Genomic DNA, 15,268 nt, shown 5'->3' with positions numbered 1-15,268 from the left:
AAATCGGAAATTCCCACCGTCGTACGAAGGGCCCGCGGCGAGGTCGCGCGGCGTGACGGACCCCACCCGCCGTCCTGTTCAAACTCCGTTAACAATGGACTGTGATCTCACCGGTCTCCTCGATGCCCCGGAGCGCCCACCGGCAAAGGCCGGAGGCGACTCCCTACGTCGACCTCACCCGTGCCGAGTGGAGCGCGCTGCGCGACAAGACACCGCTGCCGCTCACCGCCGAGGAGGTGGAGAAGCTCCGCGGTCTGGGCGACGTCATCGACCTCGACGAGGTGCGGGACATCTACCTCCCGCTCTCCCGGCTCCTCAACCTCTACGTCGGCGCCACCGACGGCCTGCGGGGCGCGCTCAACACCTTCCTCGGCGAGCAGGGCACCCAGTCCGGCACCCCGTTCGTCATAGGGGTCGCCGGCTCCGTGGCCGTGGGGAAGTCCACCGTGGCCCGTCTGCTCCAGGCGCTGCTCTCCCGCTGGCCCGAGCACCCGCGCGTGGAGCTGGTCACGACGGACGGTTTCCTGCTGCCCACCGAGGAGCTGGAGGCCCGCGGCCTGATGTCGCGGAAGGGATTCCCCGAGTCCTACGACCGCCGGGCCCTCACCCGCTTCGTCGCCGACATCAAGGCCGGCAAGGGCGAGGTGTCCGCGCCCGTCTACTCCCACCTGATCTACGACATCGTGCCGGGCGAGAAGCTCACCGTGCGCCGCCCGGACATCCTGATCGTCGAGGGGCTGAACGTCCTCCAGCCCGCCCTGCCCGGCAAGGACGGCCGCACCCGGGTCGGTCTCGCCGACTACTTCGACTTCAGCGTGTACGTCGACGCCAGCGGCGAGGACATCGAGAGCTGGTACCTCAGCCGCTTCAAGAAGCTGCGCCGGACCGCCTTCCAGAACCCCAACTCGTACTTCCGCAAGTACACCCAGGTCTCGGAGGAGGAGGCCCTCGACTACGCCCGCACGCTCTGGCGCACGATCAACAAGCCCAACCTGGTGGAGAACATCGCCCCCACCCGCGGCCGGGCCACCCTGATCGTCCGCAAGGGCGCGGACCACAAGGTCCAGCGGCTGAGGCTGCGCAAGCTGTAGCGCACCGGCGGGAGGCACCCGGAAACGGAAACGGGGAACCGCCGCGGGCCACGGACGAACCGCGGCCCGGCAGCGGTTCCCCGCTCCCTCGCTCCGGAACTATCCGAGGGCCGACTTCACGGCGTCGGCGAGCCGCCCGGCCACCGACCGGGCCTGCTCGATGTCGGCGGCCTCGACCATGACCCGCACCAGCGGCTCGGTGCCCGACGGCCGCAGCAGCACCCGCCCGGTCTCGCCCAGCTCCCGCTCCGCCTCGGTGACGGCGGCGGCGAGGTCGGCGGAGGTCCGCACGCGGGACTTGTCCACGTCGGGGACGTTGATCAGCACCTGCGGCAGCCGCTCCATCACGGAGGCCAGGTCCCGCAGGGTACGGCCGGTCTCGGCGATCCGCGCCGCCAGCAGCAGGCCGGTCAGCGTGCCGTCACCGGTCGTCGCGTGGTCGAGGATGATGACGTGCCCGGACTGCTCGCCGCCCAGGGCGTAGCCGTGCTCCTTCATCTCCTCCAGCACGTACCGGTCGCCGACGCCGGTCTGCACGAACCGGATGCCCTCGCGCTCCATCGCCAGCTTGAAGCCCAGGTTGGACATCACCGTGGCGACGACCGTGTCGGCCCGCAGGGCGGAGCGCTCGCGCATCGACAGCGCGAGCACGGCGAGGATCTGGTCGCCGTCGACCTCCGCACCGGTGTGGTCCACGGCCAGGCAGCGGTCCGCGTCACCGTCGTGCGCGACGCCGAAGTGCGCACCGTGCTCGATGACGGCGGCCTTCAGCTTGTCCAGGTGGGTCGACCCGCACCCGGCGTTGATGTTGAGCCCGTCCGGCTCGGCACCGATCGTGACGACCTCGGCGCCCGCCCGGGAGAACGCCTCCGGCGAGACCCCCGAGGCCGCGCCGTGCGCTTCGTCCAGGACGATCTTCAGTCCGTCGAGCCGGTTGGGCAGCGCCGACAGGAGGTGCGTGACGTACTGCTCGAAGCCCTCGCCGTAGGTCCGCACCCGGCCGACCCCGGCGCCCGTCGGCCGCTGCCAGGGCTCGCCGTGCCGGTGGGACTCGTACACCGCCTCGATCCGGTCCTCCAGATCGTCGGCGAGTTTGTGGCCGCCGCGGGCGAAGAACTTGACGCCGTTGTCCGGCATGGCGTTGTGGCTGGCGGAGAGCATCACACCGAGGTCGGCGCCGAGCGCGCCGGTGAGGTGGGCGACGGCCGGCGTCGGCAGCACACCGACCCGGAGGACGTCCACGCCCGCGCTGGCGAGGCCCGCCACCACGGCCGCCTCCAGGAACTCCCCGGACGCACGCGGGTCCCGTCCGACCACCGCCGTCGGCTTGTGGCCCTCGAAGGTACCCGCCTCGGCCAGCACGTGCGCCGCCGCGACGGACAGGCCGAGCGCCATCTCGGCCGTCAGATCCGCGTTGGCGACACCGCGCACGCCGTCCGTGCCGAAGAGTCGTCCCACTTGTCCTCCTGAGGAAGCGTCCTTGCTGCCGGAATGATGGCAGACGCCACGAGATCCGATCACACAAGCCTTTGAGCGTCTTGTGTCGTTATACGCCCTTGACGGGGATAAACGAACGCCCCGGCGGCACAAGTGGCGTGCCGCCGGGGCGTTCGGAGTACGAGCAGGCAGCTGCTGTTTAGCGCTTGCTGTACTGCGGGGCCTTGCGGGCCTTCTTCAGACCGGCCTTCTTGCGCTCGACCGCACGGTCGTCGCGCTTGAGGAAGCCGGCCTTCTTCAGGGCGCCGCGGTTGTTGTCGACGTCGGCCTCGTTCAGGGCGCGGGCGACACCGAGACGGAGCGCACCGGCCTGACCGGAGACACCGCCACCGGCGATGCGGGCGACGACGTCGTAACGACCCTCGAGCTCGAGCACCTTGAAGGGCTCGTTGACTTCCTGCTGGTGCACCTTGTTCGGGAAGTAGTCCTCGAGGGTGCGACCGTTGATCTTCCACTTGCCGGTGCCCGGAACGATCCGGACGCGGGCGATGGCGTTCTTGCGGCGACCCAGGCCGGCGGCCGGCTGGGGCTCGCCGAAGCGGGAGGCCATGGACTCCGAGGTGTACTCGCCCTCGACGGGGACCTCGGACTCAGTGGTGTAGCTGTCGATGTCGACGAGCTCGGTCTCTTCGAGCGGCTGCTCGGCAGTGGTCTCAGCCACGGTTATTCCTCAGATTCTCTTGGCTTGGTTTGGTCTGGCCGGTGTTACTGCGCGACCTGGGTGATCTCGAACGGCTGCGGCTGCTGCGCGCCGTGCGGGTGCTGGTCACCCTTGTAGACCTTCAGCTTCGAGAGCATCTGACGGCCCAGCGTGTTCTTGGGGAGCATGCCCTTGACGGCCTTCTCGATGGCCTTCTCGGGGTTCTTGTCGAGGAGCTCGTCGTAACGGACGGAGCGCAGACCACCCGGGTAGCCGGAGTGGCGGTACGCCATCTTCTGGGTCCGCTTGTTGCCGGACAGGTGCACCTTGTCCGCGTTGATGATGATGACGAAGTCACCAGCGTCGACGTGGGGGGCGTAGATCGGCTTGTGCTTGCCCCGGAGAAGGGTCGCTGCGGTGGTGGCGAGACGACCCAGGACGACGTCCTGAGCGTCGATGACGTGCCACTGGCGCGTCACATCGCCGGGCTTGGGGCTGTACGTACGCACGGTTCGTAGCCTTCGCTTCGAGTGAATGGTCCTGAACAGGTCACCGAAACGATCACGACAGCCTCGACCGCACTGCGGTGACGCAACCGCGTGCTGATCGCTGGTCATCGGCCCGGTGGACCGGTGTAAGGGCCCGTCCCGTGAGAATGAGCAAGCCAATACACAACGAAGAAGTAGGTTACCTGGGCAGCCCCGGAAGGGTCAAAACGAGTCCTCGCGACACCGCGTCCGGGGACAAAGGTGGCACTCCGGCGGACGCGCGCCTGCATCCCGCGCCCCCCGTCTAAGATGCGCCCCATGAGTTACGGGCAGGGGGGTCCCCAGTCTCAGTGGGATCCCTGGAAACCTAATTCCCAGCAGCAGCCGTGGAACAGCGCAAGCGACGACGGGACTCCTGACTGGGCCGCTCTCGCGGAGGCCTCGGAGACGCGCAACAAGCGCCGCCGGGTGCTGTTCATCGGCGCTGGCGCGCTCGCCACGATCGCGATCGGCACCGCCGTCGCGATGGCCGTCGTCTCCGCGAACGACGACAACCCGACGGCGGGCCCCAGCAACCTGCCCGCCAGTGCCTCCCTGCCCGCCTCGGGCAGCGCCGCGCCGTCCTTCGAACCCACCAGCGCCCCGCCGCCGCTGGACCCGAAGGACTTCATATCCAGCGCCAAGAAGGACACCGCCCCGCTCAGCCCCGACACCCTCTTCCCGGGCACACGGCTGACCATGGGCGACGTCGTCTACAAGAAGGGCGCCACGGCCGACACCAAGAACTGCGCCTCGGCGGCCGGCGGCAATCTGCCGAAGGTCCTGACGGCCAACGGCTGCACCCGTCTGATGCGCGTGACCTACAGCACCGACGGCATCGCGGTCACCGTCGGCGTCGCCGTCTTCGACGACTCGGCGCGGGCCACGAAGGCCAAGGCCCAGGCGAGCGGCAAGAAGAGCCTGGTGAACGCCCTGTCCGGCAAGGGCGTCAAGAACTTCTGCGACGCCGCGATCTGCCGCACCACGACGAACGCCTACGGCCGCTACGCCTACTTCACGATCAGCGGCTTCACCGACGGCAAGAACGTCACCACGAAGGACACCAAGGTCTTCCGCACCGGCAACGACCTGGCGCAGTTCACCGTGAACCAGATACACCGCCGCGGTCAGGCCCAGGCCTCCGCGGCGGTGAACCGGTAGCTCAGCAGCACCCCGCCGACGGAAGCGAGCGCTTGTTCCGCGCCTCCTTGTTGCGCGCGGCGAGCAGTTCGTCGGCGGGGTAGCCGACCTCCTCCAGGGTCAGCCCGTGCGGTCGTACGACGTGCACGGCGGAGTCCCGGACACCGGCGGCCAGCACCTTCCCGGGCCACTCCGGCCCGCGGTGCCCGTCCCCGACGAACAGCAGGGCGCCGATCAGCGAGCGCACCATGTTGTGGCAGAACGCGTCCGCCCGGACCGTCGCCGTGACCACGCCGTCCGCCCCGCGCACCAGGCTCAGCTCCTGGAGGGTGCGGATGGTGGTCGCCCCCTCCCGCTTCTTGCAGTAGGCGGCGAAGTCGTGCTCGCCGACGAGCGCCCGGGCCGCCTCGTTCATGGCGGCCACGTCGAGCGGCCAGTCGTGCCAGAGCACATGACCGCGCAGCAGCGGGTCGACGCCACCGGGGTTGTCCGTCACCCGGTACGCGTACCGGCGCCAGATCGCCGAGAACCGGGCGTTGAAGCCCGCCGGCGCCTCGGTGAGCCGCCAGACCCGCACATCCTTCGACAGCCGCCCGGCGAGCCGCTTCAGCAGCTTCTCCCGGTGCTCCGCCCACAGCTCGGCCGGCAGGTCGACGTGCGCCACCTGCCCGCGCGCGTGGACGCCCGCGTCGGTCCGCCCGGCGACGGTCAGCTCGTACGTCCGCTTCGACCGGGTCACCGTGCGCAGGGCGTCCTCGATCTCACCCTGCACGGTCCGCCGGCCGCCGGCCTGCTTGGCCCAGCCGTGGAAGTCTCCGCCGTCGTAGGACAGGTCGAGGCGGACGCGGACATGACCGGGCTGTACTTCGTCACTCACGTGGGAATCCTCTCAGGGCCGTGCCCCTCGGAAAGCCGTGGCCTTCGGGGAACGGGAAAGCGGGCCCGCCCCGAAGGGCGGACCCGCTTCCCGTGTCAGGCAGAGCCTCAGGCGTCCTTGGACTCCTCGGCCGGAGCCTCGACGGCGTCCTCGGCCTTGGTCTCCTCGACCTGGGCCTCGTCGGCCTCCTTGACCGCACGCTTGGTGGCGGCCTCGGCCTCACCGACGGCCTTCTGCTGCACCGTCAGCGCCTCGACCAGCTCGATGACGGCCATGGGCGCGTTGTCGCCACGGCGGTTACCGATCTTGGTGATGCGGGTGTAGCCACCGGGACGGTTCTCGTAGCGCGGGCCGATCTCGGCGAAGAGCGTGTGGACGATGCTCTTGTCCGTGATGACCTGGAGCACCTGACGGCGGTTGTGAAGGTCGCCCTTCTTCGCCTTGGTGACCAGACGCTCGGCGTACGGGCGCAGGCGGCGGGCCTTCGCCTCGGTGGTGGTGATGCGGCCGTGCTCGAAGAGGCTCTTCGCCAGGTTCGCGAGGAGCAGCTTCTCGTGCGCGGCGCTGCCGCCCAGACGGGCACCCTTGGTGGGCTTCGGCATGGTTCTTCTCCTGTGTGTCTGCCCCGGCCGTGTCAGGTACCGGAGTCAGTATCCGAGCAGACGGTTGTCTGTCGGAGATCCGGGGCTCCTACGAGCCCCGGAGCTGAGACACGCGCAGTACCGGATCAGTACTGCTCGGTCTCCACGAAACCCGCGTCCGCGTCGTCGTCGGCGCCGAAGGCGTCGGCGGCGGCCGTGGGGTCGAATCCGGGCGGGCTGTCCTTCAGGGCCAGGCCCATGCCGGCCAGCTTCGCCTTGACCTCGTCGATGGACTTCGCACCGAAGTTGCGGATGTCCAGGAGGTCGGCCTCGGAACGAGCCACGAGCTCACCCACGGAGTGGATGCCCTCGCGCTTGAGGCAGTTGTACGACCGAACGGTGAGCTCGAGCTCCTCGATCGGCAGCGCCAGGTCGGCGGCCAGGGCGGCGTCCGTGGGGGACGGGCCCATGTCGATGCCCTCGGCGTCGATGTTCAGCTCGCGGGCGAGACCGAACAGCTCGACCAGGGTCTTGCCCGCCGACGCCATGGCGTCACGCGGACGCATGGCCTGCTTCGTCTCGACGTCGACGATCAGCTTGTCGAAGTCGGTCCGCTGCTCGACACGCGTGGCCTCGACCTTGTACGTGACCTTCAGGACCGGCGAGTAGATGGAGTCGACCGGGATACGGCCGATCTCCTGGCCCACCTGCTTGTTCTGCACGGCGGAGACGTAGCCGCGACCGCGCTCGACGGTCAGCTCCATCTCCAGCTTGCCCTTGCCGTTGAGCGTGGCGAGGACCAGGTCGGGGTTGTGCACCTCGACACCGGCCGGGGGCGCGATGTCGGCGGCGGTGACCAGACCCGGGCCCTGCTTGCGCAGGTACATCACGACCGGCTCGTCGTGCTCCGAGGAGACGACCAACTGCTTGATGTTGAGGATCAGGTCGGTGACATCCTCCTTGACGCCCGGCACGGTGGTGAACTCATGCAGGACACCGTCGACGCGGATGCTGGTGACAGCAGCGCCGGGGATCGACGAGAGGAGGGTGCGACGGAGAGAGTTGCCGAGGGTGTAGCCGAAGCCCGGCTCCAGCGGTTCGATCACGAACCGGGAGCGGAACTCGTCGACGACCTCTTCGGTCAACGAGGGGCGCTGAGCGATCAGCATGTGTGAATCAGATCCTTCATTCGTGGACGCCCGCTATTTGACGTCCGACGGTGGCCGCACCCATGACAGGTGCGGGTACTGCAAGGGTACGGGCGGTACGACCTCTTGCGAGGTGGTACCGCCCGGAATCCCGTGCCTGCCGTGCGTCAGACGCGACGACGCTTCGGCGGACGGCAACCGTTGTGCGGGGTCGGGGTGACGTCCTGGATGGAGCCGACCTCGAGGCCCGTGGCCTGCAGGGAGCGGATCGCGGTCTCACGACCGGAGCCCGGGCCCTTGACGAACACGTCGACCTTGCGCATGCCGTGCTCCTGGGCGCGGCGGGCAGCCGACTCGGCGGCCATCTGCGCGGCGAACGGCGTGGACTTCCGGGAGCCCTTGAAGCCGACGTGGCCGGCGGAGGCCCAGGAGATCACGTTGCCGGACGGGTCCGTGATCGAAACGATCGTGTTGTTGAACGTGCTCTTGATGTGCGCGTGGCCGTGAGCGACGTTCTTCTTTTCCTTGCGGCGCACCTTCTTGGCAGCGCCCTGACGTCCCTTGGGGGGCATCTACTAACTCCTACGGGAGGTGGTCGGTCCTACAGCGAAGACCGTGGACAGGTGTCCGCTGCGGACTACTTCTTGCCCGGCTTCTTCTTGCCGGCGATGGCGCGACGCGGGCCCTTGCGGGTACGAGCGTTGGTGCTGGTGCGCTGACCGCGGACGGGCAGACCGCGACGGTGACGGAGACCCTGGTAGCAACCGATCTCGACCTTGCGGCGGATGTCGGCCTGGATCTCGCGACGGAGGTCACCCTCGGTCTTGATGTTGCTGTCGACGTACTCGCGGATCGCGACCAGCTGCTCTTCGCTGAGGTCACGGACGCGAGTGTTCGGGTCGATACCGGTCTCGGCCAGCGTCTGCTGGGAGAGGGTCCGGCCGATGCCGAACACGTAGGTGAGGGCGACCTCCACGCGCTTTTCGCGCGGGATGTCAACACCGGAAACGCGTGCCATTCAATGGCTCCTGGTGAATCTTCGGAGGTCTTCCACAGAGCCGGCTCCCGGCCGCCGTACCAGGTACGAACCGGGTCCTCGGCCTCCGAACCGAGGGTGTCGAGCCAATGGCTCGGGCTCTGCGTATGAACATATTCAGCTTGCGTCGCGCGAATCTCTGCGATGGATGCAGAGGGATCGGTCGTGCGTCAGCCCTGGCGCTGCTTGTGGCGCGGGTTCTCGCAGATGACCATGACCCGACCGTGACGGCGGATCACCCTGCACTTGTCGCAGATCTTCTTGACGCTCGGCTTGACCTTCATTGGTGAGGTTCTCCGGGTCAGTGCCACCGCACCGGAAGATTCCGGGGCGCGGGCAAGATCTACTTGTACCGGTAGACGATCCGGCCACGCGTCAGGTCGTAAGGAGACAACTCCACCACGACCCGGTCGTCAGGGAGGATGCGGATGTAGTGCATACGCATCTTGCCGCTGATGTGTGCCAGGACCTGGTGGCCGTTCTGGAGCTCGACCTTGAACATGGCGTTCGGCAGAGACTCGACGACAGTGCCCTCGATCTCGATGGCACCTTGCTTCTTGGCCACGCTTCGCCCTTCGAATCGACTACCTTGATCGACTCTCGGGCATTTCCCTGGATTTCCCTTACGGGCGCATGCGGACATGCGGGTGCACGAGAGCCGACGAGTCAGTCTACGTCGGCGCACCCGGAAAGGCGAATCGAGGAAGCCTGCCCCATCGGGGTGATCCCTATGCGGGACACCGCTCCCCCGAGGCGTCCGGACTAGGCCAGCGGGTCGGGGGCGGCCGTCACGCCGTACTCCGCGAGCTTGGCCTTGCCGCCGTCGGGGGCGGTCAGGACCAGCGGACCCTCTTCGGTGAGGGCGACCGAGTGCTCCCAGTGCGAGGACCAGGTGCCGTCCGTCGTGATGACGGTCCAGTCGTCCTCGAGGACCTCGGTGCGCGGGGTGCCGAGGGACACCATCGGCTCGATCGCCAGGCAGAAGCCGGGGACCAGCTTGGGACCCTTGCCCCGGCGACGGTCGACGTAGTTCAGCAGGTGCGGGTCCATGTGCATCTCGGTGCCGATGCCGTGGCCGCCGTAGTCCTCGATGATGCCGTAGCGACCGCCGCCGGCCTTCGGCTGGCGGCGGATGTACGTCTCGACCGCCCGGGAGATGTCGACCAGGCGGTTGCCCTGCTTCATGGCCGCGATGCCGGCCCACATCGACTCCTCGGTCACCCGGGAGAGCTCGACCAGCTCCGGGGCGTGACCGGAGCCCACGAACGCGGTGTACGCGGCGTCGCCGTGCCAGCCGTCGACGATCGCGCCGCAGTCGATGGAGATGATGTCGCCGTCCTTGAGGACGACGTCGTCGGAGGGGATGCCATGCACGACCACGTCGTTGACCGAAGTGCAGATCGTCGCCGGGAAGCCGCCGTAGCCCAGGAAGTTCGACTTCGCGCCGTGCTCGGCCAGCACCTTGCGGGCGACCTCGTCCAGATCCTTGGTGCTGGCGCCCGGGACCGCGGCCTCACGCGTGGCCGCGTGGATGGCGGCGACGACCAGGCCCGCCGCACGCATCTTGGCGATCTGCTCGGGGGTCTTGATCTGCACCATGGGGGCCTGCGCTCTCCGTCACCTGGGTCGACTGGGTTACCTGTACAACACTACGGCCGCGGCGCCCGGGGAGGGCACCGCGGCCGGAAGGACCGCGATCTACTTGTTCTCGGCCTTCTCGCGCTTGAGTGCCTCCAGCGCCCGCTGCGTGATCTCGTCCACGGGCCCCAGGGAGGAGATCGTCACGACCAGGCCCTGCGCCTTGTAGTAGTCGATGATCGGCTCGGTCTGCGTGTGGTAGACCTCCAGCCGCTTGCGGACCGTCTCCTCGGAGTCGTCGTCGCGCTGGTACAGCTCGCCGCCGCAGACGTCGCAGACGCCCTCCTGCTTCGGCGGGCTGTACGTCACGTGGAAGACGTGCGAGGAGTCGTTGCGGCAGATGCGCCGGCCGGCGATCCGCTTGACGACCTCGTCCTCGGGGACCTCCAGGTCCAGGACCGCGTCCAGCGTGATGTTCTCGGACTCCAGGAGCTGGTCCAGAGCCTCGGCCTGCGACACGTTCCGCGGGAAGCCGTCCAGCAGGAAGCCGTTCTCCGCGTCCGGCTGCTCCATGCGGTCCTTGGCCATCGCGATGGTGACCTCGTCGGGGACCAGGTTGCCGGCGTCCATGTAGGACTTCGCGAGCTTGCCCAGCTCGGTCTGGCGGCTGATGTTGGCCCGGAAAAGGTCGCCGGTGGAGATGTGCGGGACGGCCAGCTTCTCTGCGAGCCGGACGGCTTGCGTTCCCTTACCGGCACCCGGCGGCCCGACGAGGACGATACGCATCAGCGGAGGAACCCTTCGTAATTGCGCTGCTGGAGCTGGCTCTCGATCTGCTTCACCGTCTCGAGGCCGACACCCACGATGATCAGGATGCTGGTCCCGCCGAAGGGGAAGTTCTGGCTTGCCCCGAAGCCCACCAACGCCATTGTCGGTACGAGAGCGATCAGACCCAGATACAGCGAACCCGGCCAGGTGATCCGGTTGAGCACGTAGCTGAGGTACTCAGCGGTCGGTCGGCCAGCCCGGATGCCCGGGATGAAGCCACCATACTTCTTCATGTTGTCGGCGACTTCCTCGGGGTTGAAGGAGATCGCCACATAGAAGAACGCGAAGAAAACGATGAGCAAGAAGTACGAAGTGATGTAAATCGGGTGGTCGCCCTTGGTCAGGTTCTGCTCGACCCAGGTCTTCCAGCCCGACTTGCCCCCTGCGAACTGCGCCACGAGTGCCGGAATGTAGAGCAGCGAAGAGGCGAAGATGACGGGAATCACACCCGCCTGGTTCACCTTGAGCGGGATGTACGTGGAGGTTCCGCCGTAGGAGCGGCGGCCGATCATGCGCTTCGCGTACTGCACCGGGATGCGGCGCTGGGCCTGCTCGACGAAGACGACGAGCGCGACCATGACCAGGCCGACCAGGATCACGGTGCTGAACTCGATCCAGCCGCCGGCCAGGGTGCCCTGCTTCTTGATGGCCCACAGGGCGGAGGGGAACGTCGCGGCGATCGAGATGAACATCAGGATCGACATGCCGTTGCCGATACCGCGGTCGGTGATCAGCTCACCGAGCCACATCACGACGGCCGTACCGGCGGTCATGCAGATCACCATGGTGATCGTCGAGAAGATCGCCTGGTCCGGCACGATGCTCGTGGCGACCGAGCAGCCGTTGAAGAGCGCACCGCTGCGGGCGGTGGCCACCAGGCCGGTGCCCTGCAGGATGGCGAGCGCCACGGTCAGGTAGCGGGTGTACTGCGTGATCTTCGCCGTACCCGCCTGACCCTCCTTCTTCAGGGCTTCCAGACGCGGGATGACCACGGTCAGCAGCTGAAGGATGATGCTGGCCGTGATGTACGGCATGATGCCGAGCGCGAAGACCGTGATCTGCAGCAGCGCACCGCCGCTGAACATGTTCACGAGGCCGAACAGGCCCTGGTTGCCCGACGCCTCGGTCACACACTGCTGGACGGCCTTGTAGTTGACGCCGGGGATCGGAATGTGGGTACCGACCCGGTAGACCACGATGATGGCCAGCGTGAAGAGCAGCTTCTTGCGCAGGTCGGGCGTCTTGAACGCCCGGGCGAACGCGGTGAGCACGGTGCCTCCTGCGACCCCCGCGCAACTGCGTCAAGGGTGACGGTCTTGAAGTTCGACGAATAGATAACGGTCAACTGCCGCTCAGGGTGCCCCATCGGAGGCACCCATCGAAAGTGGGCAGTGCAGGCCACCTTACCGGCGAGAGCACCGCCCTAGGAACGACCGACCGGGGATACCCCATTTGTGGGGTATCCCCGGTCGGGATCGCTCACGTCATCGAGAAGTCCGAGGGACTCAGACCAGCTCGGTGACCGTACCGCCGGCGGCGGTGATCTTCTCCTTGGCGGAGCCGGAGACGGCGTCGACCGTCACCTGCAGCGCCACGGAGATCTCGCCCTGGCCGAGCACCTTGACGAGGCTGTTCTTGCGAACGGCGCCCTTGGCCACCAGACCCTCGACGGTGACCTCGCCACCCTCGGGGTAGAGCGCGGCCAGCTTGTCGAGGTTCACGACCTGGAACTCGGTCTTGAACGGGTTCTTGAAGCCCTTCAGCTTCGGAAGGCGCATGTGGAGCGGCATCTGGCCACCCTCGAAGCGCTCCGGAACCTGGTAACGGGCCTTCGTACCCTTCGTACCACGACCGGCCGTCTTACCCTTCGACGCCTCACCACGACCCACACGGGTCTTGGCGGTCTTGGCGCCCGGGGCGGGACGGAGGTTGTGGATCTTGAGCGGGTTCTGCTCCGCCATGATCAGTCGACCTCCTCGACCGTCACGAGGTGGCGGACGGTCTGCACCATGCCGCGGAACTCGGGGCGGTCCTCCTTGACGACCTGCGTGTTGATGCCCTTGAGACCAAGGGAGCGCAGGGTGTCACGGTGGTTCTGCTTGCTGCCGATGTAGGACTTGACCTGCGTGATCTTGAGCTGAGCCATTACGCAGCACCAGCCCCGGCACGCGCACGCAGCAGAGCCGCGGGGGCGACGTCCTCGAGCGGCAGACCACGGCGGGCCGCGATCTCCTCGGGACGCTGCAGGCCCTTCAGGGCCTCCACGGTCGCGTGCACGATGTTGATCGCGTTGGACGAGCCGAGCGACTTCGACAGGACGTCGTGGATACCGGCGCACTCGAGCACGGCGCGCACCGGACCACCGGCGATAACACCGGTACCGGGGGACGCGGGCTTGAGCAGCACGACGCCGGCAGCCTTCTCACCCGTGATCGGGTGCGGGATGGTGCCCTGGATACGGGGGACCTTGAAGAAGTGCTTCTTGGCCTCCTCAACACCCTTGGCGATGGCGGCCGGCACCTCCTTGGCCTTGCCGTAACCGACACCCACGGTGCCGTCACCGTCGCCCACCACGACCAGCGCGGTGAAGCTGAAGCGACGACCACCCTTCACAACCTTGGCGACGCGGTTGATCGCGACGACGCGCTCAACGTACGCGGTCTTCTCGGCGGCAGCAGCGCCGCCGTCACGGCCCTTCCGGTCCCGCCGCTCGCCGCCACCGGCACCGCCACCGCGGCGCTGGGGTCCAGCCATTGGAATTACCTCTCTCTGTTTCCGCTAGCTACGGCAGGCTCAGAACTTGAGCCCGGCTTCGCGGGCGGCGTCCGCCAGGGCGGCGATGCGCCCGGCGTACTGGTTGCCACCACGGTCGAACACGACAGCCTCGACACCGGCGGCCTTGGCACGCTCGGCGACCAGGGCGCCGACCTGCTTGGCCTGCGAGGACTTGTCGCCCTCGCCACCGCGGACGGACGCGTCCAGAGTGGACGCGGACGCCAGGGTGTGGCCCTTGAGGTCGTCGATCACCTGCGCCACGATGTGGCGGTTGGAGCGGGTAACGACCAGACGGGGACGCTCCGCCGTACCGGAAAGGTTCTTGCGAATCCGGATGTGACGGCGCTTGATCGCGGCGCGCTTGTAGGCGTCGCCCTTGAGGATCTTCTGTCCGTATGCCATGGCTTACTTACCCGCCTTTCCGACCTTGCGGCGGATGACTTCGCCCTCGTACTTGACGCCCTTGGCCTTGTACGGGTCGGGCTTGCGCAGCTTGCGGATGTTGGCCGCAACCTCGCCGACCTTCTGCTTGTCGATGCCCTCGACCTGGAAGCGGGTCGGGGTCTCCACCTTGAAGGTGATGCCCTCGGGCGCCTCGACGACGATCGGGTGGCTGTAGCCGAGCGCGAACTCGAGGTTCGAGCCCTTGGCCGTCACGCGGTAACCGACACCGCTGATCTCGAGCTTCTTCACGTAACCCTGGGTCACGCCGGTGATCATGTTCGCCACCAGCGTGCGGGACAGGCCGTGGAGGGCCTTGTTCTGACGCTCGTCGTTCGGACGGGTGACGTTGAGCACGCCGTCCTCACCCTTGACGATGTCGATCGGCGCGACGACGGTGTGGGTCAGCGAGCCCTTGGGGCCCTTGACCGAGACCGTACGGCCGTCGATGGTGACGTCCACGCCGGCGGGAACCGTGATGGGGAGCTTGCCAATACGCGACATAGCTGTTTCCTCCGTTCCCTTCCGCTACCAGACGTAGGCGAGGACTTCCCCACCCACGCCCTTCTTGCCGGCCTGCTTGTCGGTGAGGAGCCCGTGCGACGTGGAGATGATCGCCACGCCGAGGCCGCCCAGCACCTTCGGCAGGTTGGTGGACTTCGCGTACACCCGGAGACCGGGCTTGGAGATCCGCTTGATGCCCGCGATGGAGCGCTCACGGTTCGGGCCGAACTTCAGCTCGAGAACGAGGTTCTTACCGACCTCGGCGTCCTCGACCTTCCAGCCCGTGATGAAGCCCTCCTGCTGGAGGATCTCCGCGATGTGCGACTTGATCTTCGATGCCGGCATCGTCACGGAGTCGTGGTATGCCGAGTTCGCGTTCCGCAGACGCGTAAGCATGTCTGCGATCGGATCAGTCATGGTCATGAATTGGCCTTCGGCCTCTCTCGCCGGGGTTTCCTGGTGCGCCATCCCTCTCCCCGATCCGAGACGGGGCGGGTGCGGCGCGGTGGACCTACGGCGTAGTAAGTCGTAAGGGCGCGGCAGACGCCCAACCCCACAAGCCTACGGCATGCGGAGAAGGGCCCCTGCCGACCCAGATGCTTACC

Annotated in this window: 21 protein-coding genes; 2 read left to right on the top strand and 19 right to left on the bottom strand. The window is 67.5% G+C overall.

The window, feature by feature from the left end; all coding sequences use genetic code 11:
• Positions 1 to 122: 122 nt before the first annotated feature.
• On the top strand, positions 123 to 1,091 hold the full coding sequence (gene coaA, locus BLW57_RS23105) for a type I pantothenate kinase (protein ID WP_176985961.1): 969 nt from the start codon (positions 123 to 125) through the stop codon (positions 1,089 to 1,091).
• Between the two features lie 99 nt (positions 1,092 to 1,190).
• On the opposite strand, the gene glmM is transcribed toward coaA, so the two are convergent.
• From glmM to rplM, 3 genes are all read right to left on the bottom strand, one after another.
• Positions 1,191 to 2,549 (bottom strand): phosphoglucosamine mutase, encoded by a 1,359-nt coding sequence (glmM, locus tag BLW57_RS23100; RefSeq protein ID WP_093477055.1) that lies wholly within the window; start codon positions 2,547 to 2,549, stop codon positions 1,191 to 1,193.
• A 178-nt stretch (positions 2,550 to 2,727) separates the two neighbouring features.
• Positions 2,728 to 3,249, bottom strand: coding sequence for a 30S ribosomal protein S9 (gene rpsI, locus BLW57_RS23095; RefSeq protein ID WP_093477052.1), 522 nt, complete (start codon positions 3,247 to 3,249; stop codon positions 2,728 to 2,730).
• A 44-nt stretch (positions 3,250 to 3,293) separates the two neighbouring features.
• Positions 3,294 to 3,737: a 50S ribosomal protein L13 gene (gene rplM / locus BLW57_RS23090; RefSeq protein WP_033308956.1), complete on the bottom strand. Its 444-nt coding sequence runs from the start codon at positions 3,735 to 3,737 to the stop codon at positions 3,294 to 3,296.
• Positions 3,738 to 4,034: 297 nt separating this feature from the next.
• On the opposite strand from rplM, the gene BLW57_RS23085 reads away from it, so the two are divergent.
• Positions 4,035 to 4,916: a Rossmann-fold NAD(P)-binding domain-containing protein gene (locus BLW57_RS23085; RefSeq protein ID WP_093480830.1), complete on the top strand. Its 882-nt coding sequence runs from the start codon at positions 4,035 to 4,037 to the stop codon at positions 4,914 to 4,916.
• Position 4,917: 1 nt separating this feature from the next.
• Here the strand turns inward: BLW57_RS23085 and truA are convergent, their stop codons facing one another.
• From truA to rpsH, 16 genes are all read right to left on the bottom strand, one after another.
• The gene (truA, locus tag BLW57_RS23080; RefSeq protein WP_093477050.1) at positions 4,918 to 5,772 is read right to left on the bottom strand and encodes a tRNA pseudouridine(38-40) synthase TruA; all 855 of its coding nucleotides are present in this window, start codon (positions 5,770 to 5,772) and stop codon (positions 4,918 to 4,920) included.
• Between the two features lie 107 nt (positions 5,773 to 5,879).
• Positions 5,880 to 6,374 carry a 50S ribosomal protein L17 gene (rplQ, locus tag BLW57_RS23075; protein WP_093477047.1) on the bottom strand — a complete coding sequence of 165 codons (495 nt, stop codon included), beginning with the start codon at positions 6,372 to 6,374 and terminating at the stop codon, positions 5,880 to 5,882.
• A gap of 125 nt (positions 6,375 to 6,499) precedes the next feature.
• The gene (locus tag BLW57_RS23070) at positions 6,500 to 7,522 is read right to left on the bottom strand and encodes a DNA-directed RNA polymerase subunit alpha (protein WP_053661878.1); all 1,023 of its coding nucleotides are present in this window, start codon (positions 7,520 to 7,522) and stop codon (positions 6,500 to 6,502) included.
• Positions 7,523 to 7,668: 146 nt separating this feature from the next.
• The gene (gene rpsK, locus BLW57_RS23065) at positions 7,669 to 8,073 is read right to left on the bottom strand and encodes a 30S ribosomal protein S11 (RefSeq protein WP_003956432.1); all 405 of its coding nucleotides are present in this window, start codon (positions 8,071 to 8,073) and stop codon (positions 7,669 to 7,671) included.
• Positions 8,074 to 8,138: 65 nt separating this feature from the next.
• The gene (gene rpsM, locus BLW57_RS23060) at positions 8,139 to 8,519 is read right to left on the bottom strand and encodes a 30S ribosomal protein S13 (protein WP_093477045.1); all 381 of its coding nucleotides are present in this window, start codon (positions 8,517 to 8,519) and stop codon (positions 8,139 to 8,141) included.
• 188 nt (positions 8,520 to 8,707) lie between these two features.
• Complete coding sequence (rpmJ, locus tag BLW57_RS23055; protein ID WP_003998809.1) at positions 8,708 to 8,821, bottom strand: 50S ribosomal protein L36; 114 nt, start codon at positions 8,819 to 8,821, stop codon at positions 8,708 to 8,710.
• A gap of 59 nt (positions 8,822 to 8,880) precedes the next feature.
• Positions 8,881 to 9,102 carry a translation initiation factor IF-1 gene (gene infA, locus BLW57_RS23050; RefSeq protein WP_003948620.1) on the bottom strand — a complete coding sequence of 74 codons (222 nt, stop codon included), beginning with the start codon at positions 9,100 to 9,102 and terminating at the stop codon, positions 8,881 to 8,883.
• Positions 9,103 to 9,299: 197 nt separating this feature from the next.
• Positions 9,300 to 10,136 (bottom strand): type I methionyl aminopeptidase, encoded by an 837-nt coding sequence (gene map, locus BLW57_RS23045; RefSeq protein WP_093477042.1) that lies wholly within the window; start codon positions 10,134 to 10,136, stop codon positions 9,300 to 9,302.
• Between the two features lie 99 nt (positions 10,137 to 10,235).
• Positions 10,236 to 10,901: an adenylate kinase gene (locus BLW57_RS23040; protein ID WP_093477039.1), complete on the bottom strand. Its 666-nt coding sequence runs from the start codon at positions 10,899 to 10,901 to the stop codon at positions 10,236 to 10,238.
• Positions 10,901 to 12,214: a preprotein translocase subunit SecY gene (secY, locus tag BLW57_RS23035; protein WP_093477037.1), complete on the bottom strand. Its 1,314-nt coding sequence runs from the start codon at positions 12,212 to 12,214 to the stop codon at positions 10,901 to 10,903. Before secY ends, BLW57_RS23040 begins: the two co-directional genes overlap by 1 nt.
• Before the next feature lie 234 nt (positions 12,215 to 12,448).
• Positions 12,449 to 12,904 carry a 50S ribosomal protein L15 gene (gene rplO, locus BLW57_RS23030; RefSeq protein ID WP_023547373.1) on the bottom strand — a complete coding sequence of 152 codons (456 nt, stop codon included), beginning with the start codon at positions 12,902 to 12,904 and terminating at the stop codon, positions 12,449 to 12,451.
• 2 nt (positions 12,905 to 12,906) lie between these two features.
• The gene (rpmD, locus tag BLW57_RS23025) at positions 12,907 to 13,089 is read right to left on the bottom strand and encodes a 50S ribosomal protein L30 (protein WP_055418359.1); all 183 of its coding nucleotides are present in this window, start codon (positions 13,087 to 13,089) and stop codon (positions 12,907 to 12,909) included.
• The gene (rpsE, locus tag BLW57_RS23020) at positions 13,089 to 13,697 is read right to left on the bottom strand and encodes a 30S ribosomal protein S5 (RefSeq protein WP_030671799.1); all 609 of its coding nucleotides are present in this window, start codon (positions 13,695 to 13,697) and stop codon (positions 13,089 to 13,091) included. The genes rpmD and rpsE overlap by 1 nt, the downstream gene beginning before the upstream one ends.
• Positions 13,698 to 13,736: 39 nt before the next feature.
• Complete coding sequence (gene rplR, locus BLW57_RS23015) at positions 13,737 to 14,120, bottom strand: 50S ribosomal protein L18 (protein ID WP_073901437.1); 384 nt, start codon at positions 14,118 to 14,120, stop codon at positions 13,737 to 13,739.
• A gap of 3 nt (positions 14,121 to 14,123) precedes the next feature.
• Positions 14,124 to 14,663, bottom strand: a complete 540-nt coding sequence (gene rplF / locus BLW57_RS23010) for a 50S ribosomal protein L6 (protein ID WP_071373346.1) — start codon at positions 14,661 to 14,663, stop codon at positions 14,124 to 14,126.
• Positions 14,664 to 14,687: 24 nt separating this feature from the next.
• The gene (gene rpsH, locus BLW57_RS23005; protein ID WP_007384075.1) at positions 14,688 to 15,086 is read right to left on the bottom strand and encodes a 30S ribosomal protein S8; all 399 of its coding nucleotides are present in this window, start codon (positions 15,084 to 15,086) and stop codon (positions 14,688 to 14,690) included.
• Between the last annotated feature and the right edge of the window lie 182 nt (positions 15,087 to 15,268).

The organism is Streptomyces sp. 1222.5 (assembly GCF_900105245.1).
GTDB lineage: Bacteria > Actinomycetota > Actinomycetes > Streptomycetales > Streptomycetaceae > Streptomyces > Streptomyces albidocamelliae.
Note: the sequence above shows the minus strand (reverse complement) of the source record. Positions and strands in the feature narration are given on the sequence as shown.